15 protein-coding genes are annotated in these 18,606 nt (G+C 72.5%); 9 read left to right on the forward strand and 6 right to left on the reverse strand.

Features of this window, described 5'->3' with window-relative positions; all coding sequences use genetic code 11:
- Positions 1–86 precede the first annotated feature (86 nt).
- Positions 87–563 (forward strand): SRPBCC family protein, encoded by a 477-nt coding sequence (locus ABD297_RS04715; protein WP_344253459.1) that lies wholly within the window; start codon positions 87–89, stop codon positions 561–563.
- A 47-nt stretch (positions 564–610) separates the two neighbouring features.
- Here the strand turns inward: ABD297_RS04715 and ABD297_RS04720 are convergent, their stop codons facing one another.
- Positions 611–1,552, reverse strand: coding sequence for an aldose 1-epimerase family protein (locus ABD297_RS04720; RefSeq protein ID WP_344253461.1), 942 nt, complete (start codon positions 1,550–1,552; stop codon positions 611–613).
- Positions 1,553–1,642: 90 nt separating this feature from the next.
- Here ABD297_RS04720 and ABD297_RS04725 point away from each other — a divergent pair, with 90 nt between their 5' ends.
- Together ABD297_RS04725 and ABD297_RS04730 are read left to right on the forward strand one after the other, a co-directional pair.
- Complete coding sequence (locus tag ABD297_RS04725; protein WP_344253463.1) at positions 1,643–4,054, forward strand: helicase-associated domain-containing protein; 2,412 nt, start codon at positions 1,643–1,645, stop codon at positions 4,052–4,054.
- A gap of 48 nt (positions 4,055–4,102) precedes the next feature.
- Positions 4,103–4,435, forward strand: a complete 333-nt coding sequence (locus tag ABD297_RS04730; RefSeq protein ID WP_344253465.1) for a DNA polymerase ligase N-terminal domain-containing protein — start codon at positions 4,103–4,105, stop codon at positions 4,433–4,435.
- A gap of 59 nt (positions 4,436–4,494) precedes the next feature.
- On the opposite strand, the gene ABD297_RS04735 is transcribed toward ABD297_RS04730, so the two are convergent.
- A complete protein-coding gene (locus tag ABD297_RS04735; RefSeq protein ID WP_344253467.1) occupies positions 4,495–5,427 on the reverse strand; it encodes a hydroxymethylglutaryl-CoA lyase in 933 nt (310 codons plus the stop codon).
- Positions 5,428–5,497: 70 nt separating this feature from the next.
- Between ABD297_RS04735 and ABD297_RS04740 the strand changes: the two genes are divergently transcribed.
- The 5 genes from ABD297_RS04740 (at position 5,498) to ABD297_RS04760 (ending at position 12,757) form a co-directional block, all read left to right on the forward strand.
- On the forward strand, positions 5,498–7,150 hold the full coding sequence (locus ABD297_RS04740; protein ID WP_344253469.1) for a DNA repair helicase XPB: 1,653 nt from the start codon (positions 5,498–5,500) through the stop codon (positions 7,148–7,150).
- A 264-nt stretch (positions 7,151–7,414) separates the two neighbouring features.
- Entirely contained in the window at positions 7,415–8,137 is a 723-nt protein-coding gene (locus tag ABD297_RS04745; RefSeq protein ID WP_344253471.1) for a response regulator transcription factor, read from the forward strand.
- Positions 8,138–8,150: 13 nt separating this feature from the next.
- Positions 8,151–9,665, forward strand: a complete 1,515-nt coding sequence (locus ABD297_RS04750; protein ID WP_344253473.1) for a sensor histidine kinase — start codon at positions 8,151–8,153, stop codon at positions 9,663–9,665.
- A gap of 68 nt (positions 9,666–9,733) precedes the next feature.
- Positions 9,734–11,014 (forward strand): S1C family serine protease, encoded by a 1,281-nt coding sequence (locus ABD297_RS04755; RefSeq protein WP_344253474.1) that lies wholly within the window; start codon positions 9,734–9,736, stop codon positions 11,012–11,014.
- A 222-nt stretch (positions 11,015–11,236) separates the two neighbouring features.
- The gene (locus ABD297_RS04760) at positions 11,237–12,757 is read left to right on the forward strand and encodes an SDR family NAD(P)-dependent oxidoreductase (protein WP_344253476.1); all 1,521 of its coding nucleotides are present in this window, start codon (positions 11,237–11,239) and stop codon (positions 12,755–12,757) included.
- Between the two features lie 59 nt (positions 12,758–12,816).
- Here ABD297_RS04760 and ABD297_RS04765 read toward each other — a convergent pair whose 3' ends face one another.
- From ABD297_RS04765 to htpX, 4 genes are all read right to left on the reverse strand, one after another.
- Positions 12,817–13,359, reverse strand: a complete 543-nt coding sequence (locus tag ABD297_RS04765) for a GNAT family N-acetyltransferase (protein ID WP_344253478.1) — start codon at positions 13,357–13,359, stop codon at positions 12,817–12,819.
- Positions 13,356–14,231, reverse strand: a complete 876-nt coding sequence (locus ABD297_RS04770; RefSeq protein WP_344253480.1) for a hypothetical protein — start codon at positions 14,229–14,231, stop codon at positions 13,356–13,358. The genes ABD297_RS04765 and ABD297_RS04770 overlap by 4 nt, the downstream gene beginning before the upstream one ends.
- A gap of 48 nt (positions 14,232–14,279) precedes the next feature.
- Positions 14,280–16,802, reverse strand: a complete 2,523-nt coding sequence (pepN, locus tag ABD297_RS04775; protein ID WP_344253482.1) for an aminopeptidase N — start codon at positions 16,800–16,802, stop codon at positions 14,280–14,282.
- Positions 16,803–16,873: 71 nt separating this feature from the next.
- A complete protein-coding gene (htpX, locus tag ABD297_RS04780; RefSeq protein ID WP_344253483.1) occupies positions 16,874–17,749 on the reverse strand; it encodes a zinc metalloprotease HtpX in 876 nt (291 codons plus the stop codon).
- 196 nt (positions 17,750–17,945) lie between these two features.
- Between htpX and ABD297_RS04785 the strand changes: the two genes are divergently transcribed.
- Complete coding sequence (locus ABD297_RS04785) at positions 17,946–18,545, forward strand: hypothetical protein (protein WP_344253485.1); 600 nt, start codon at positions 17,946–17,948, stop codon at positions 18,543–18,545.
- Positions 18,546–18,606 lie beyond the last annotated feature (61 nt).

Here is an 18,606-nt window from a genome sequence, read left to right on the forward strand (position 1 = left end):
GCGCTCTTGCTCCAGCCTAACGGCTCGGCGCAAGCCGGATTCCTCGCCGCGCAGGGCGCAGGGCGCCGGTCGCCCTACGCTGGGGCATGGCCTCGCCCCTGCACCTGCACGCCTCCCGCGCCGTCCCCGTCGAGGTCGAGGCGGCGTACGACCGCCTGCTGACCCTCCCGCTCACCGAGCTGATGTCCCGGCGCTACGGGCTGTTGCCGCCGGTCCGCTCCGTGCGCGAGCAGTCCGGCCCGTGGGGCACCGTGGGACAGACGCGCACGCTCGTGCTCGCCGACGGCGGCACGATGCGCGAGCGACTCACCGAGGTCGTGCGGCCCGAGCGCTTCGACTACGTCCTGACCGACTTCACCGGTGCCTTCCGGCCCCTCGTCTCGCACGTCGACGGGAGCTGGGCCTTCGCGCCCGAGGGCACCGGGGTGCTCATCACGTGGAGCTGGACCCTGCACCCGACGAGCACGTATGCCGCGGGCGTCCTGCCGGTCGTCGGGCGCATGTGGCGGGGTTACGCACGCCAGGCGCTCGAGCAGGCCTCGGACGTCCTGCTCGGTCGCTGAGCCGCGGCGCGGCGCGGGCTCGGCGCGCTCACGGACCAAGCAGCGGCTCAGGCCGGGCTGATGCCCCAGGTGCCCGACCACTCCTCGCCCGGCGCCAGCACGACGAGCGCGTCACCGGAGTTGAAGGCGTCGGCGGGGCAGCTCATCGGCTCGACGGCGATGCCGACCTCGCCCTTGCGGTCCTCGGCGATGGCGGTGAAGACCTGCAGCCACGGGAAGGAGGCGTCGGCCCACAGGGTCGTCGTGCGGTCGGCCGCCGACACGGTGCAGCGCCACATGCCGTCGTCGTCGCGCAGGACGTCGGTGTAGGCCGTGTCGAGACGCGCGTCGCCGACCGCACGAGCCTTGCGGAAGTCGTAGGGGCCGCCGTCGACCGCATGCGTCGCAGCCGGCAGCAGCCGCTCGTCGACCTCGACCCACGTCGCGGCCGGGATGCGCAGCTCGACGTCGGGCAGCAGGGTGTCGCCGATGGCGAGGTAGGGGTGGGCGCCGTAGCCGAACGGCGCGGCGGACGGTCCGACGTTGCGGGCCGCGGTCGTCACGACGAGCCCCGAGTCGTCGAGCAGGTAGGTCGTGCGCAGGTCGAGGAAGTGGTCCCAGCCGGGCTGCGGGTGCAGGCGGTAGCCGACCGTCACGCGGTCGTCCTCGAGGTCGACGAGCTCCCACAGGGCCCAGCGGACGAGGCCGTGGCTGGCGTTGCCGCGCGGCACCTCGGTCACCGACAGCTGGTGCTCGGCGCCGCCGAAGGAGTAGCGACCGTCGCGGATCCGGTTGGGCCAGGGCATGAGCTGCTGCCCCCGGCCGGACGCGCAGGCCTCGTCGGCGCCATAGCCGGCGACGAGGTCGACGCCGTCGCGGGTCAGGGTCCGCAGGCCGCCGCCCACCTCGACGACGGTGGCCGTGAAGGGGCCGTGCCCGATGGTCCACTGCTCCCCCGTCGGGTGCGCCGGCGCGGGCTCGGCGGGTGACACGGGTGAGAGCGTGGTCATGGGGCAACGCTAGCGGGCAGGGCGGGAGCGCGAGGCCACCCCACGGCATACGGACGCGGAACGCCGGGCGGCGGGCAGTAGGTTGGGAGGATGGCCACCCCGAGCCGGAGCCTCGCCGACGACATCCGCGGTCGCAGCGACGCAGAGCTCATCGACCTCGTGCTCGCGCGCCCGGATCTCGCGCGCCCGGCGCCGGCCGACCTGACGAGCCTCGCCGCTCGCGCCGGCACGCGGGCCAGCGTGCAGCGGGCCGTCGAGGCGCTCGACCGGGGCCACCTCCAGGTGCTCGAGGCCGTCGTCGTCGCGGGCGACGGCGCCGACCGCGACGACCTGCTGCGCCTCGTCGGCAGCGACGACCGTGCGACCGTCGACGCCATCGTCACCGACCTGTGGCGCTCCGCCCTCGTGTGGCGCGGCGCCGACGGGCACCACGTCGTGCGCACGGTGCCCGAGGTGCTGGGCACGTCGGTCGCCGGTCTCGGCGCCCCGATGCGAGAGCTGCGGCCCTCGTCCCAGCCCGAGCACGCCGACCCCGACCGCATCCGGGCCGTCCTCGCCGAGGCACCCGACGACTCGCGGACGATGCTCGAGCGGATGACGTGGGGGCCGGCGTTCGGAGTGCTGCCCGCCGCCCAGCCGGGGCGCACGACGGTCCGCTGGCTGCTCGAGAACCACCTGCTCGTGCCGGTCTCGACCGACCGGGTCGCGCTGCCGCGCGAGGTCGGGCTCGTCCTGCGCGAGGGTCGGCTGCACCGGTCGGTCGAGCTGACGCCGCCCGCCATCGAGGCTCGCGCCGTCTCACTCGTCGACGCCGCGGCCGGCGGCGCCGCGAGCGAGTGCCTCACCCACGTCGACGAGCTCGCCGCCGCCTGGGGCGCCGACCCGCCGCGCGTCCTTCGCGCCGGCGGCCTGTCGGTGCGAGACCTGCGCGTCACGCAGCTGTCGCTCGACCTCGACCCCGAGCACACGGCGTTCGTCGTCGAGCTGGCGTATGCCGCCGGCCTCGTCGCCGACGACGGCGAGGTCGTGCCCGTGTGGGCTCCCACGTCGGAGATCGATGAGTGGAGCTCCAGCGAGGCCGGGCACCGGTGGGCCACGCTCGCCCTCGCCTGGCTCGGCTCGACCCGCGCGCCGCACCTCGTCGGTCGACGCAGCACGGGGACCGGACCGGCCAACGCCCTCGGCCCCGACGTGCAGTGGCCGGCCATCCGGGCGATCCGGCGCGAGGTGCTGCGCGAGCTCGCCTCGCTCGAGCCGGGATCGGCCCCCGACCATGCGTCCCTTCGCGAGCGCCTCGCGTGGCGCCGGCCCAACCGTTCGGCGGCCGTGCTCGACGAGGCCGTCGAGGCGGTGCTGCGCGAGGCGGAGTGGCTCGGCGTCACCGGACGCGGCGCCCTGTCCGACGCCGGTCGCGCGTTGGTCGCCCCCTTCGTCCCTCCGGTTCCCGGCGCCGGCGCCGGCGCCGGCGTCGGCGGCAAGGCGGGTGGTGCGAGCACCTCGACCGGCAAGCGCACCGGACGCGCCCGAAGCGACCGCGGCGCCGACATCACCTCGGACGAGCAGGACACCCCGACGGCCGAGGCGGTGGCCGAGAGTGTGGCGGCGGCCATGTCGGCCCACCTGCCTGCGCCCGTCGACCACATCCTCGTCCAGGCCGACCTGACGGCGGTCGCCCCCGGGCCCCTCGTCGGCGCCCTCGGGTCGTTCATGCGCCTGGCGGCCGACGTCGAGTCGCGCGGCGGTGCGACCGTCTACCGGTTCACGCCCGAGTCCGTGCGCCGCGCCCTCGACGCGGGCTGGACGGCGGCCGACTTCACCGAGACGGTGCGCCGGTCGAGCCGCACCCCCGTGCCGCAGCCCCTCGAGTACCTCGTGTCCGACGTCGCGCGCAAGCACGGCCAGACCCGGATCGGCGGCGCAGCCGCCTACATCCGCTCCGACGACGAGGCGGTGCTCGACACGATGCTCGCCTCGCGCGACCTCGCTCCCCTGCGCCTGCGGCGGCTGGCCCCGACCGTGCTCGTGTCGTCAGCCGACCCTCGCGTGCTCGTGGACCTGTTGCGCGACAACGGTTTTGCGCCCGTGCACGAGGGGCAGGACGGCACGGTCGTGCACGCCGAGACGCCCCGCCGCCGGGCCGGGACGCGACGCAGGGGGCCGGGCCCGATGGTCTCCCCCGTCGACCGGCCCTACACGCAGTCGCTCGTCGACGGCCTGCGCGCCGCCGAGGCCACCGCCGACCAACGGCGCGCGGAGGACGAGAGCAAGGCCGGGCCGCGCATCCAGGCGATGGACCCCGTCGTCACGCTGTCGCTGCTGCGCGACGCGGTGGCCGACCGGCACGGCGTCTGGATCGGCTACTCCGACGGCCACGGCGCGACGAGCCGGCACCTCATCCACCCGCAGAAGGTCGAGGGTGGCCGCGTCCGAGCGACGGACGAGTCCGGTCACGAGAAGTCCTTCTCGGTGCACCGCATCACCGGCGCCACGACCGAGAGCTGAGCGGCCTTGTCGGGCAACGGGACTCGCGAAGGGCACCGGCCGGCATATGTGCTCCACGACCACCGCAAGCCGCGGCCGCACTTCGACCTGCGGCTCGAGGAGGGCGGCGTGCTGCGGTCCTGGGCGGTGCCCAAGGGGCTGCCGACGTCGAGCCGGCACGACCGGCTGGCCGTGGCGGTCGACGACCACGCGATGGACCACCTCGCCTACACCGACGAGCACAAGTCGGTCGCCGACACCGGCTGGTGGGAGGAGGAGTCACGCGACGACCACCGGATCGTCTTCGTGCTCCACGGCCAGGGCGAGCCGCGGCGCTACGCGCTGATCCGGACCGACCGCGACTGGCTGCTCCACCTCACCAAGGACCAGCCTCCCGCCTGACTCCCCCCACGGTCGAGGGGCCACGACCCGGGTCCCGGTTCGTGGCCTCTCGACGGTGGTCAGGCGCCGGCGAGGGCGCGCACGACGTTGCTCGGCGAGGGCCGGCCCAGCTGACCCGCCATCCACACCGACGTCTCCACGAGCGCGTCGAGGTCGACCCCGGTCTCGACGCCGGCGCCGTGCAGCGCCCAGACGAGATCCTCCGTCGCGAGGTTGCCGGTGGCCGACTTCGCGTAGGGGCAGCCGCCGAGACCACCGGCAGCCGCGTCGACGACGGAGACGCCGTCGCGCAGGGCGGCCATCGTGTTGGCGAGCGCCTGGCCGTAGGTGTCGTGGAAGTGCACAGCGACGCGATCGGTGCCGATGCCGCGCGCGTCGAGCGCCTCGAGGAGGCGGTGCACGTGGCCCGTCGTGCCGACGCCGATCGTGTCGCCGAGGCTGAGCTCGTGGCAACCAAGGTCCATGAGCCGCTCGGCCGTGTCGACGACCTGCTGGACCGGCACCGGCCCCTCCCACGGGTCGCCGAAGCACATGGAGACGTAGGCGCGCACCCACATGTCGTCGGCCAGCGCACGCTTCACGACCGGCTCGAACATGGCGTACTGCTCGCTGACCGACCGGTTGAGGTTCTTCTGCGCGAAGGTCTCGGTGGCCGAGCCGAAGATGGCGATCGCGGTCAGGCCGAGCTCCTCGGCGCGGTCGAGGCCGCGCTCGTTGGGCACGAGGGCTGGGCGCCGGCGCCCGAGCCCGTCGGCACCGAGGGCCGCGAGCACCTCCTCGGCGTCGCCCATCTGCGGCACCCACCTCGCCGGCACGAACGACGTCGTCTCGATGGTGCCGAGCCCGGCCGCCTCGAGCCGGCGGATGAACTCGACCTTCGTCGAGGCCGGCACGACGGTCTTCTCGTTCTGCAGCCCGTCGCGGGGGCCGACCTCGTAGATCGTCACCTTGGGGGGCAGCCCCGTCGCCGCCTCGACCTGTGGGGATCGCATGCGCCCATACTGTCAGGCGTGACCTCGCGCCCCGGGAACACCCGCACGCCACGATTGGTTGGACGAGTCGATGAATGACGGACCGCTGATCGTGCAGAGCGACAAGACCCTCCTCCTCGAGGTCGACCACCCGAACGCCGAGTCGGCGCGGCGCGCCATCGCGCCCTTCGCCGAGCTCGAGCGCGCACCCGAGCACGTGCACACCTACCGGATCACCCCGCTCGGGCTGTGGAACGCCCGCGCCGCCGGGCACGACGCCGAGCAGGTCGTCGACGCCCTCATGACGCACAGCCGGTATGCCGTCCCGAACGCGCTGCTCGTCGACGTGGCCGACACGATGGACCGCTACGGGCGCCTCACCCTCGAGAAGGAGGGGCTCGCCGACTCCGAGGAGGGCACCCGGCTCGTGCTGCGCACGACGGACCGCCCGGTGCTCGAGGAGGTGCTGCGGCACAAGAAGATCAAGCCGCTGACCGGCGAGCGTCTCGACGACCTGGCCGTCGTCGTGCACCCGAGCGAGCGCGGCACCCTCAAGCAGGAGCTGCTCAAGATCGGCTGGCCCGCCGAGGACCTCGCCGGCTACGTCGACGGCGAGGCGCACCCCATCGACCTGCAGGAGGACGGCTGGCACCTGCGCCCCTACCAGCAGCACGCCGTCGACGGCTTCTGGCACGGCGGCTCCGGCGTCGTCGTGCTCCCCTGCGGCGCGGGCAAGACGCTCGTCGGCGCGGGCGCCATGGCGGCCGCCAAGGCGACGACGCTCATCCTCGTGACCAACACCGTCAGCGCGCGGCAGTGGAAGGACGAGCTGATCAAGCGCACGACGCTGACCGAGGACGAGATCGGCGAGTACTCCGGCGCCCGCAAGGAGATCCGACCCGTCACCATCGCGACCTACCAGGTGCTGACGACGAAGCGGAAGGGCGCCTACGCGCACCTCGACCTGCTCGACGCCCGCGACTGGGGCCTCGTGGTCTACGACGAGGTGCACCTGCTGCCGGCGCCGATCTTCCGCATGACGGCCGACCTGCAGGCGCGCCGCCGCCTCGGCCTGACGGCGACCCTCGTGCGCGAGGACGGCCGGGAGGCCGACGTCTTCAGCCTCATCGGCCCGAAGCGCTTCGACGCGCCGTGGAAGGACATCGAGGCCCAGGGCTACATTGCTCCCGCGGACTGCGTCGAGGTGCGGGTCAGCCTCCCCGACGGCCAGCGGATGGCGTATGCCGTCAGCGAGCCCGAGGAGCGCTACCGCCTCGCGTCGTGCTCCGACGCCAAGCTGCCCGTCGTCGAGAAGCTCGCGAAGCAGCACGCCGGCGAGCCGACGCTCGTCATCGGGCAGTACCTCGACCAGCTGCACGAGGTCGCCGAGCGCCTTGGGGCCGAGGTGATCACCGGCGAGACGACGGTCAAGGAGCGCCAGCGCCTCTACGACGCGTTCCGCTCCGGCGAGATCACGACCCTCGTCGTCAGCAAGGTCGCGAACTTCTCCATCGACCTGCCCGAGGCCAGCGTCGCGATCCAGATCAGCGGAACCTTCGGCTCGCGCCAGGAGGAGGCCCAGCGCCTCGGCCGGGTCCTGCGCCCCAAGGGTGACGGCCGTACCGCGCACTTCTACACGATCGTGTCGCGGGACACCGTGGACGCGGACTTCGCCGCGCACCGCCAGCGCTTCCTCGCCGAGCAGGGCTACGCCTACCGGATCGTCGACGCCGACGACCTCTGAGCGGTCCCGGAGGCTCTCCGGACCCGAACGACCACCCGGGTCTCGCTCGCCGCGGTCCGTCGCGGTAGCGGTTCGTCGAGGCCGCGGTCCGTCGCGGCAGCGGTTCGTCGACGCCGCGGCCTGTCGACGCCCGTCGTCGACGCGACAACGGGCGGGCAAGCGGCCTCCCCTGGAGCCCGCATCGGCCGTGTCTCTCAGGCCGGCCCGAGGGTGGATCCGACCAATTCCCAGCGAACTCCCAGCAAACGTGCCGACACTGTTCCTGTGGACACCCAGACAGCGCCGGCCGCAGAGGCCCGCCTGCTCGTCGTCGAGGACGAGCCGAACATCCGTGAGCTGCTCGCGACCTCGCTCCGGTTCGCCGGCTTCGAGGTCGAGACGGCCGGCGACGGCACGACCGCCCTCGCCATGGCCGCCGAGTCAGAGCCCGATCTCGTCGTGCTCGACGTCATGCTCCCCGACGTCGACGGCTTCGAGGTCACGCGCCGGCTGCGTGACCGCGGTCGCCAGCAGCCCATCGTCTTCGTCACCGCGCGCGATGCGACGGGCGACAAGATCCAGGGCCTGACCGTGGGCGGCGACGACTACGTCACCAAGCCGTTCAGCCTCGAGGAGGTCATCGCGCGCATCCGCGCCGTGCTGCGCCGCACGCGCGGCCAGGCCGACGACGGCGCGACCCTGCGATTCCACGATCTCGAACTCAACGAGGACTCCCACGAGGTGCGTCGTGGCGGCCGGGTCATCGACCTGTCCCCCACCGAGTTCAAGCTCCTGCGCTACCTGCTGCTCAACCCCAACCGGGTGCTGTCGAAGCTGCAGATCCTCGACCACGTCTGGGACTACGACTTCCGCGGCGAGTCCGGCATCGTCGAGTCCTACATCTCCTACCTGCGCCGCAAGATCGACGCCGACGGGCCCTCCCTCATCCACACCAAGCGCGGTGTGGGTTACGTTCTGCGGGTGCCCCCCGAGCTGACCACCCCCTGACCGGATGGTCGTCGTGACCGCCCGGCCGGCCGTCCCACGGGGCGGCCGGAACGGCCCGCTGCCCCGCCTGCAGGCCATGCCCCTGCGGTGGCGCCTGCTCGCCGTCACGCTCGGCCTCATCGCCGTGGCGCTCGCCATCACCTCGATCGTCGTCGGCGCCCTGCTGCGCGTCTACCTCCTCAACCAGACCGAGCAGGAGCTCAAGGTCTACGCCGCGAGCCTGAGCTCGATCGACCCGGCCGAGCTGCCAGAGGCCAAGACCCAGCTGCCCACCGGTTTCACGACCCGGGTGATCGACCTGCGCACGGGCAAGTCCAACTCCCTGGCCGAGGCGGTCACCGAGTCGGACCAGGCCGAGATCCCGAACCTGCGCGCCACCGACCCCCAGGTGACGGAGCGAACCCCATTCCGCATCGGGTCCTCCGACGGTGACGCCGAGTGGCTGGCCCTCGCGCAGCTCAACGCGTCGCGCAACGAGATCTACGTGCTGGCGCTGCCGCTCAACCCCCTCGACCGCACCGTCAACCAGTTCCAGCTCTACGCGGCCGGCATCGGCGCCATCACCCTCATCGTCACGGCCACCCTCGGCTGGTACCTCATCCGGCGCACGTTCCGTCCGCTGACCCGGATCGAGGACACCGCCGCCCAGATCGCGGTGGGCGACCTGACCCAGCGCATCGACGTGCCCGACACCGACGACGAGGTGGCCTCGCTGTCGCGCTCGCTCAACGTCATGCTCGCCCGCATCGAGCAGAGCTTCGCCGTGCGCGAGGCCAACGAGGCAAAGATGCGTCGTTTCATCGCCGACGCCTCGCACGAGCTGCGCACCCCCCTGGCCGCCGTCGGCGGCTACGCCGAGCTCTACCGCCAGGGCGCCCTGCCGACCAGCGACGCCGTGACCGGCGCGATGGGCCGAATCGAGTCCGAGGCGCACCGCATGAGCGGCCTCGTCGAGGACCTGCTCACCCTGGCCCGCCTCGACGGCGAGCGCCCGCTCGAGCTGCAGACCGTCGACCTCGCCGTGCTCGCCGCCGACGCGGCCCAGGACGCGCGGACCATCGCTCCCGACCGGCACATCGTCGCCACCGGTATCAACGGGCCCATCGAGCCGACGGAGCTGCGGGCCGACGAGCAGCAGCTGCGGCAGGTCGTCACCAACCTCGTGACCAACGCAAGGGTGCACACCCCCGCCGGCACGCCCATCGAGATCCTCGTCGGGCGCGTCGACGCCCAGCGGGTCGCCCTCCACGTGCGCGACCACGGACACGGCATACCCAAGGCCGAGCGGGCGGACGTCTTCGAGCGCTTCTACCGCGCCGACCGCTCGCGCAGCCGCGGCAAGGGTGGCGGCAACGGGCTCGGCCTCGCCATCGTGCACGCCATCGTCGACGCCCACGGCGGCTCGGTCCGCGTGCAGGAGACCCCCGGCGGCGGTGCGACGTTCGTCGTCGAGCTGCCCGCCCGTGGCCGGCCGGGCGAGAGCGAGCAGCTCGTCACCGCTGCGGCCCAAGGCACAGCCGATTCCTAGGATTGGCACAACCGGGTCCAAAGCTGGGTAGGTCTGATGGAGGCAACAGACCAGAGCGAGGAGGAGCCATGACCTTGGCACCTGAGGACCACACCCAGCAGATCCCGCAGGGCGGCTACTACAGCCAGTCCGCACCGCCCGCGCCGCCGGCCCCGCCGACGCCGCCGCTGGGTGAGGGCAGCCGCCCCGCGCCGAAGCGCGAGAACCGCTTCGGCCAGACCGTGGGTGTCGCCCTGCTCGCTGCCGTCCTCGCCAGCGGTGGCACGTATGCCGCCACGCAGCTCGGCGGCCAGTCCACCGCCACCGGGACGACGTCCGCCGCCACGGCGACGACGAACCCGAACCAGAACAGCTCGCCCACGGTCGTGCAGGGCAACGCCTCGGCACCCGACTGGACGGCGGTCGCCGCCGCGGTCTCGCCGAGCGTCGTCAGCATCGACGTCACGACCCAGCAGGGCGCCGGCGCCGGCTCGGGCGTCGTCTTCGACAACCAGGGCCACATCCTCACCAACAACCACGTCGTCGAGGGCGCCTCGGGCAACGGCTCGATCACCGTGACCCTGAGCGACGGGCGCACCTACGCCGCCACGGTCGTCGGCACGGACCCCTCCACCGACCTCGCCGTCATCAAGCTGACCAACGGCCCCAAGGACCTGACGCCGATCACCCTCGGCAACTCCGAGTCGCTCAAGGTCGGCGACCCGGCCATGGCCGTCGGCAACCCGCTCGGCCTGTCCGGCACCGTCACGACGGGCATCATCTCGGCCCTCAACCGTCCCGTCAGCACCGGCACGTCGAGCCAGTCGCCCTTCGGGCAACAGGCCTCCGGTGACGAGGTCGTCACCAACGCCATCCAGACGTCGGCCGCGATCAACCCCGGCAACTCCGGCGGGGCGCTCGTCAACGGCAAGGGCGAGCTCATCGGCATCAACAGCTCGATCGCCTCGCTCGGCCAGAGCTCGAGCGGCAGCCAGAGCGGCAACATCGGCATCGGCTTTGCCATCCCCGTCAAGGAGGCCCGGTCGATCGCCGACCAGCTCATCAAGAACGGCAAGGCCGAGCACTCCTTCCTCGGCGTCAGCACCCGCGACACGGTCGTCTCCGACGGAACCGCCAAGCGCGCCGGCGCCCAGGTCGTCTCGGTCAGCCCCAACACCCCCGCCGCGAGCGCAGGCCTGAAGAACGGCGACGTCATCATCGCCGTCGACGGCCAGCGCATCGACTCCGCCACCGCACTCGTCGCGCAGATCCGCGAGATGACCGTCGGCGACAAGGCCACCCTGACCGTCATCCGCGGCGGTGCCCGCCAGGACGTCCCCGTGACGCTCGCCGCCAAGCCGGCCAGCTGAGGCCGGTCCCCCACACTTCGCGCCGGGACGCGGACAGGGTCCTCGCCCTGGACGTGACCCGGGCGAAGCCAGCTCCCCGAGGACGTATGCCGTCCGGCTCGCACCCGTTCCCCGCCACCACGCTCCCGGTGGTGGGGAGCAGGCGCCGGCCGGACGGCATACGTCATCTCCCCCGCTCCGGCGGATTGGGGAGCGGGGCGACCGCCCGCGTACCCTTGCGCGGTGAGTGACACCGAGACCCCGCTGGACCCTGCCGCCGTCGTGCGCCTCGACCCCGAGGACGTCGCGACCGCCGTGCGGGTGCTCGCGCTGGCTCCCTCGCTCGAGATCGACGACCCGGACTTCGAGACCCTGAAGCGCGCGGCGTCGCTGATGTACAAGCGGCTCAAGAAGGACCGTCGCAACGCCAAGACGTGGGCCGAGCGCAAGGCCGACCGGCAGGTCATCGAGTCGACGGCCACCGGATCACCCATGCGGATCGACGACGAGACCAAGGGAATCCCGTTGGTCTCCAACGCGACCGGGGCCTTCGCCGGCGAGCTGGTCAACCCTCGCGGCTGCTACATCTGCAAGCGCGACTACACGCTCGTCGACGCGTTCTACCACTGGCTGTGCCCCGAGTGCTCGGCCCGCTCGCACGCCAAGCGCGACCAGCGCACCGACCTCACCGGCAAGCGCGCGCTGCTCACCGGGGGCCGCGCCAAGATCGGCATGTACATCGCCCTGCGACTGCTCCGCGACGGCGCCCACACGACGATCACGACGCGCTTCCCCAAGGACGCGATGCGCCGCTTCTCCGCGATGGAGGACTCGGCCGACTGGATCCACCGGCTCAAGATCGTCGGCATCGACCTGCGCGACCCGACCCAGGTCGTCGCCCTCGCCGAGGAGGTCAGCGCCGCCGGACCGCTCGACATCCTCGTCAACAACGCCGCGCAGACCGTGCGCCGCTCCCCCGGCGCCTACAGCAACCTCGTCGAGCTCGAGTCGGCGCCGCTGCCCGACGGCGTGGCGCTGCCCGAGATGGTGACCTTCGACCGGATCAGCGAGGCGCACCCTGCCTCGATCGCCGGCGCCCTCGGCAACCACGCCGTCGCCCACCACGACGGCGAGTCGGTCGAGCACGCCGTCGCCGCCCAGACGGCCGCCTCGATGACGGCACTCGCGCTGTCGGCCGGCCACGCGAGCCTCGAGGCGCACCGGGCCGGCACCGCCGTCGACGCCGGTGGCCTGCTGCCCGACCTCCAACACAACAACTCGTGGACCCAGAAGGTCGAGGAGGTCGACCCGCTCGAGCTGCTCGAGGTGCAGCTGTGCAACTCGACCGCACCGTTCATCCTCGTCTCGCGGCTGCGCCCGGCCATGCGTGCGGCGGTCGCCGGCGGTGCCCGACGCGCCTACGTCGTCAACGTCTCGGCGATGGAGGGCCAGTTCTCCCGCCGCTACAAGGGGCCGGGCCACCCGCACACCAACATGGCCAAGGCCGCGCTCAACATGATGACCCGCACGAGCGCCGGCGAGATGTTCGAGGCCGACCGCATCCTCATGACCGCCGTCGACACCGGCTGGATCACCGACGAGCGGCCCCACGACGAGAAGCTGCGCATCGCGGCCGAGGGGTGGCACGCGCCGCTCGACCTCGTCGACGGCGCCGCCCGCGTCTACGACCCGATCGTGCGGGGCGAGGCCGGCGAGGACCTCTACGGCTGCTTCGTCAAGGACTACGAGCCCAGCCCCTGGTGACGCGACGGGCTGTCAGGGCCCGATCGTGGTGCTTTACCCCATACGGGTGGCGGCGCCGCTCAGGTGAGGGGCTTGGCGTACCAGACCTCGGCGTAGAAGGCGTCGGAGAAGGCCGGCACCTCGACCCAGCCGTGCCGCACGTAGAGCGCCCGGGCCTCCTCGAGGTCCAGGCGGGTGTCGAGGCGCATCGCGGACACTCCCCAGACCCGGGCGATCTCCTCGGCGCAGGCCAGCAGCGCCCCACCCAGCCCGGCTCGGCGGTGCTCGGGTCGCACGTAGAAGCGGCGCAGCTCCGCCACCCGGCTGCCGGTCTCGTCGCGCAGCAGCCGCAGCCCCACGCACCCAGCGAGCACGCTGGCGTCGTCGGCCCGACGCGCCACGACGAACTCGCCCGTCGGAGTGGCCAGGTCGTCGCTGCGCATCTGCGGGAAGCCGGTCTCGATCTCCTCCGGTGTGGAGTCGCGACCCTGCCGGTGCTGGTACCACCGGTCGCTGACGTCGACGTAGTAGTCGTGCAGCAAGGCCTCGCAGACCGGGTCGCGCACGTCGGCCAGCTCGATGACCCAGGGGCCGTGCCCGTCGACCGTCACGTCGGAGGTCACGTCGCCGGTTCCGGGGTGGCGGTCCGCGGTGCGTCGGTCTGCGGCGGGGCGGTCTGCGGCGGGGCGGTCTGCGGCGGGGCGGTCTGCGGCGGGGCGGTCTGCGGCGGGGCGGTCCGCGAGACGCCGTCGGCGATGACCTCGGTCATCAGCGCGACGAGGTCACGGCGACGACGGTCGGGCTCGGCGGCATACGTCGACGGGTCGTCGGGGCGCTCGCGCACGCGCAGTCCCTCCTCGATGATCTCGCGGTGCTGCGGGTAGGCCGCCAGCGCCCACCGTCCCGCCCCCGACTTGGACGTCGGACGACCGGTGACGAGCAGGTGCACGAGACGGGACGCCCCCAGGGCTCCCCACTCGGCCGCCTGCGGCAGCGACGCCTCACGCGGGTGGTGCTCCATCGCCTCGAGCTGCGATCGCCAGTAGGTGTCGAGGTTCTCGAGCGTCGAGGCGTGCAGCGCGTCATCGTCGCTCCAGATGGTCAGGTCGCGAAGGTCCTTGCCCCACAAGGTGACTCCGTGGTCGCGCAGCTCGCGCCAGGTGATGTGCTTGACGTCGGCGTGGGTGCCGACGTCGAACCACTGGTGCAGCACCCCGGGCACGTCGGGCACGACGTCGGGCGAGCCGGAGAGGTCGTCCGCAGTGACGTAGAAGCCGTCGTATGCCGGCGCGGGCCACCGCTTGTCGAGCTCGGCGTGCACCTGCCGCAGCACCTCGGTGTCGGCCGGTGTGGCTCGCCGGCTCGTGACGGCGACGAAGTCGATGTCGCTGCCGCCGTGGAACTCGCCGTCGAAGCCGAGCGAGCCGTGGAGGTGGAGCCCCTCGAGCAGCCCGGGCGCCTGCTCGTCGAGCAGCGCGAGGTGCGCGTCGCTCACGGCACGGACGACGCCGGGCAGCTCGTCGCGGGTGGGGGTGCCACGCGGTCAGACGGTCGCGCCGGACGCCGCCCCGGATGCCGCACCGAACGTCGCACGCGACGCGAGCGCCTCACGCAGCTCGGCGTCGGCGTCGACGAGGGAGCGGTGCACGGCCGGCGTCAGGTCGTCGCGGGCGATCGCCGCGGCGCTGAGCCGCGCCGTCTCGTCGGTGAAGACGCGCGGGAAGGCGACGAGCACGACCCGGGACAGGGCGTCCTCCCCCACCCAGCCCGACATGGCCGGGACGTCGCTGAAGTAGCGCGGGACGTAGTCCTCCACGAGCGAGTCGTCGGGCGCCACCCAGAAGCCGCGGGCCAGGTGGACCATCTCGTAGTTGGAGCGCCCCTGGCGGGTCGTCAGCTGCTCCCAAGCCCACGCCTTGGCGTCGGCGTCCGGCAGGCTGGCCCGGCACATCAGCGCGTTGAGCCCACCCTGGAGCGTGTCGTCCTTGGCGCGGAAGCCGTCGACGTCGGCGACCCCGATGAGGCCGCGCGAGGCGAGGTTGCGCACGACGATCCAGCGGAAGTCGCCGTCGTCCTCGAGCCCGGCGGGCAGCCCCTTGCCGTCGGCCCAGGCGCGCAGCAGGGCCTCGTCGTCGCTGGTGCCGGCGACGAGACGGGCCGCCGCGAGGGACTCGGTCGTGCCCGCGTCGGCGCGCTCGAGCAGCCCCACGCCGGCGCGGTTGAGGCGGGCGAGGGCGGCGTCCTGCCGGTCGCGCGGGACGAAGTACGGCACGACGCGGTGCTCGGCGTAGGCCGCGACGCGCGTCAGGATCGAGGAGTTCGTCTCGTGGGGCCATGCGGCGTCGAAGACGTCGAGGAACGCCTCGGGCGAGGCCGTGGCGCCGTGCACCCCGTCGATGAGCGAGGACCACACGACGGCGCGAGCCTGCTCGTCGGGGATCTGTCCGAGCTGGGCCGGGAGCGCCGCGATGGTGCTGTCCGACAGGCGAACCCGCGCCCAGGTCAGGTCCGAGGCGTTCGGGACGAGGACCGCGGGCTCGGGCGTGCCCTCGAGCTCGGCGAGGGTCGTCTCGGGCCCGGTGATCGTCGCCCGGACCCGGCCGAGCTCGCGCCCGTCGGTCCAGCCGGCGAAGTCGAACGCGTGGGGCCGGTCGGCCGGTCGGTCGGCCGGCGTCTCGCGACGGACGACGGCCGAGTCGATGACGCCGCCCTGCTCCTCGAGCCCGACCGAGATGGTGTCGCGGTCGGCGGTGAGCAGCCAGGCGCGGGACCACGCCTCGAGGTCCTTGCCGCTGGCCGTCTCGATGGCGCCGAGGAAGTCGGCGAGCGTGCCGTTGCCGTAGGACTTGTCGGTCAGGTAGGCACGGACCCCGGCGATGAACTGGTCGTCACCGACGTAGGCGATCAGCTGGCGCAGCGTGGCCGCGCCCTTGGCATACGAGATGCCGTCGAAGTTCTGCAGGGCGCTCTGCGCGTCGAGCGCCTCGACGCCGGCGACGGGGTGCGTCGAGGGCGAGCGCTCGGCGCCGTAGCCCCACACCTTGCGCACGATCGAGGAGTCGACCCAGGCGTCGGTGTAGTCGGTCGCGTCGACGAGGCACCGGTGGCTCATGTACTCGGCGAAGCTCTCGTTGAGCCAGAGGTCGTCCCACCACTTCATCGTCACGATGTCGCCGAACCACATGTGCGACATCTCGTGGCTGACGGTGTTGGCGCGGGTCAGCAGCTCGTCGCGCGTCGCGGCACCGCGGTAGAGGTACTGGTCGCGGAAGGTGACGCAGCCGGGGTTCTCCATGGCACCGGCGTTGAACTCGGGCACGAAGACCTGGTGGTACTCGCCGAACGGGTAGCGGATGCCGAAGAGGCCGTGGAAGTAGTCGAACGACCGCTTCGTGACGTCGAAGAGCTCGGCCGCGTGGCGCTCGAGCGGCTCGCGCAGCGACGCGCGGGCGTGCACCCCGAGAGGTATGCCGTCGTGCTCGTCGCGCACGGAGACGTAGGGTCCCGCGCACACCGTCATGAAGTACGTCGCGAGCGGCTTCGTCGTGGCGAGGGTCCACGTGCCGGCGCCGGCCTGCGTGGCCGCGCCGTTGCCGATGACCGTCCAGTCGAGCGGCGCGTGGACGGTGACGTCGTAGGGCGCCTTGAGGTCGGGCTGGTCGAAGCAGGCGTAGACGCTGGGGGCGGCGTCGAGGAACAGGTGGCCGTAGACGTAGTCGAGGTCGTCGGCGGGGTCGGTGGCGCGGTGCAGGCCCTGCCCGTCGTGGCTGTAGGCCATCGTCGCGGCGACGACGAGCTCGTTGTCGGCAGCGAGGCCCGACAGGGTCAGGCGACCGTCGACGACGGCATCGGGGTCGAGCGACTCGCCGTTGAGCGAGACCGTCTCGACCGAGCGGGCCTTGAGGTCCACCCAGGAGTCGGCACCCGGCTCGGCGCACGTGAAGCGGACGACGGTGCGCGAGCCGAAGACCTCCGCGCCCTGGTCGAGGTCGAGCTCGACGGCATACGACGTGACGGTGATCAGCGAGGATCGCTCGCGGGCTTCGGCCAGGGTGAGACTGCGCATAGGGGCGAGCCTGCCAGATCGGCGGGCCGGTCGTCGCCCGGGTTGCCGGACGGCTGCGCCGCGCGTCGGGATCAGCGGTGCAGCGGGCCGCCGGCCATGCTCTCCAGGCGTGCGATGCGCTGGTCCATCGGCGGGTGGGTCGAGAGGAACCGGGTCACGTCCTGCGCCCGGAACGGGCTGGCGATCATCATGTGGCTGGCGTTGACGATGTCCTGGGACGGGGCGAGCGGTGCACGGGCCACACCCGACTCGAGCTTGCGCAGCGCCGAGGCGAGGGCGAGGGGGTCGCCGGTGAGCTTGGCGCCGTCCTCGTCGGCGTCGTACTCGCGGGTGCGGCTGATCGCCATCTGGATCATCATCGCGGCGAGTGGTGCGAGCAGGCTCATCGCCAGAAGGGCGAAGGGGTTGGGGCGGTCCTCGTCGGAGCTGCCGCCACCGAACATGCTCGTGAACATCAGCATCTGCCCGACGGAGGTGATGACGCCGGCGATCGCGGCCGCGACCGAGCTGGTCAGGATGTCGCGGTTGTAGACGTGCATGAGCTCGTGGCCGAGGACGCCGCGCAGCTCGCGCTCGTCGAGCAGGCCGAGGATGCCCTCGGTGCAGCAGACGGCGGCGTTCTGCGGGTTGCGGCCCGTCGCGAAGGCGTTCGGGGCCTCGGTGGGGCTGATGTAGAGCCGCGGCATCGGCTTGCCGGCGGCCGTCGACAGCTCGCGGACGATGCGGTACATCGCCGGCGCCTGCGCCTCGGAGACGGGGTAGGCGTGCATGGCGCGGATGGCGAGCTTGTCGCTGTTCCAGTAGCCGTAGAAGGTCGTCGCGACGCCGATGAGCGCGAAGACCCAGATGAAGCGCCCGCCACCGACGAGGGCGCCGATGCCGAGCAGGAGGGCCCAGATGCCGCCGAAGAGGGCGGCCGTCTTGAGCCCGTTGAAGTGGTTGTGCATGTCGGGTGAACGACCGGCTCCGGGGTGGTGTTCCCGCTGGGAGTCCTCTGAGAGGGCGCTGGACGCGGCAGCCCGACTCCCCTGTGTGACACACGCCTCAAAGCGGACTCGTTGAAACGGCAACTCATCTACTACGTGCGGTAGTAGTTTGGCCGTGTTGGGGAAACCGACACCCTTCCGATGAAAGAAGCGAACGATGCGCAAGACACTCGACAAGCTGATCTCGTGGACCGGCCTCATCATGGCCGCCGTGCTCGTGGTCGCCGGCGGACTGCTGATGTACGCGAGCAGCTTCGTCGCGAACAACGTGCACGAGCAGCTGAGCCAGCAGAACATCACGATGCCGGCCGCCGCAGCCCTCGAGACCCAGGCCCAGAAGGACGCGCTCCTGCAGTACGCCGGCCAGCAGATGACGACCGGCGACCAGGCCAAGGCCTTCGCCGACCACTACATCCTCGTCCACATGAACGCCGCGTCGAACAACCGCACGTACGAGGAGGTCTCGGGCGAGTTCCTCAAGATGTCGAAGGACCCGAACGCCGACCAGGCCAAGGTCGCCGAGCTGGGCCAGCTGCGCCAGACGCTCTTCATGGGCAACACCCTCCGGGGCCTGCTCCTCAACGCCTACGCCTTCGGCACGATGGGCACCATCGCCCTCTACGCAGCCATCGGCGCCTTCGTGGGAGCCGCCCTCCTGCTGGCCCTCGGCCTGCTGGGCCTGCGCCACGCGAAGACCGCGGAGGACGCCGCTACGCTCCAGACCGGCCAGCCGCGGGTGGTCCCGCAGACAGCCTGACCACCGGGCCCCGGTCGGCGCCCCCGCCACACGGCGCACGACCGGACGGAACGGCCCCGGG

This window comes from Terrabacter carboxydivorans, from assembly GCF_039532035.1.
Taxonomy (GTDB): domain Bacteria; phylum Actinomycetota; class Actinomycetes; order Actinomycetales; family Dermatophilaceae; genus Terrabacter; species Terrabacter carboxydivorans.

Bases quoted from the DNA above. Each gene is read 5' to 3' on its own strand.
- ABD297_RS04715 (WP_344253459.1), top strand. From the start codon at position 87: ATGGCCTCGCCCCTGCACCTGCACGCCTCCCGCGCCGTCCCCGTCGAG.
- ABD297_RS04720 (WP_344253461.1), bottom strand. From the start codon at position 1,552: ATGACCACGCTCTCACCCGTGTCACCCGCCGAGCCCGCGCCGGCGCAC.
- ABD297_RS04725 (WP_344253463.1), top strand. From the start codon at position 1,643: ATGGCCACCCCGAGCCGGAGCCTCGCCGACGACATCCGCGGTCGCAGC.
- ABD297_RS04735 (WP_344253467.1), bottom strand. From the start codon at position 5,427: ATGCGATCCCCACAGGTCGAGGCGGCGACGGGGCTGCCCCCCAAGGTG.
- ABD297_RS04740 (WP_344253469.1), top strand. From the start codon at position 5,498: ATGAATGACGGACCGCTGATCGTGCAGAGCGACAAGACCCTCCTCCTC.
- ABD297_RS04755 (WP_344253474.1), top strand. From the start codon at position 9,734: ATGACCTTGGCACCTGAGGACCACACCCAGCAGATCCCGCAGGGCGGC.
- pepN (WP_344253482.1), bottom strand. From the start codon at position 16,802: ATGCGCAGTCTCACCCTGGCCGAAGCCCGCGAGCGATCCTCGCTGATC.
- htpX (WP_344253483.1), bottom strand. From the start codon at position 17,749: ATGCACAACCACTTCAACGGGCTCAAGACGGCCGCCCTCTTCGGCGGC.
- ABD297_RS04785 (WP_344253485.1), top strand. From the start codon at position 17,946: ATGCGCAAGACACTCGACAAGCTGATCTCGTGGACCGGCCTCATCATG.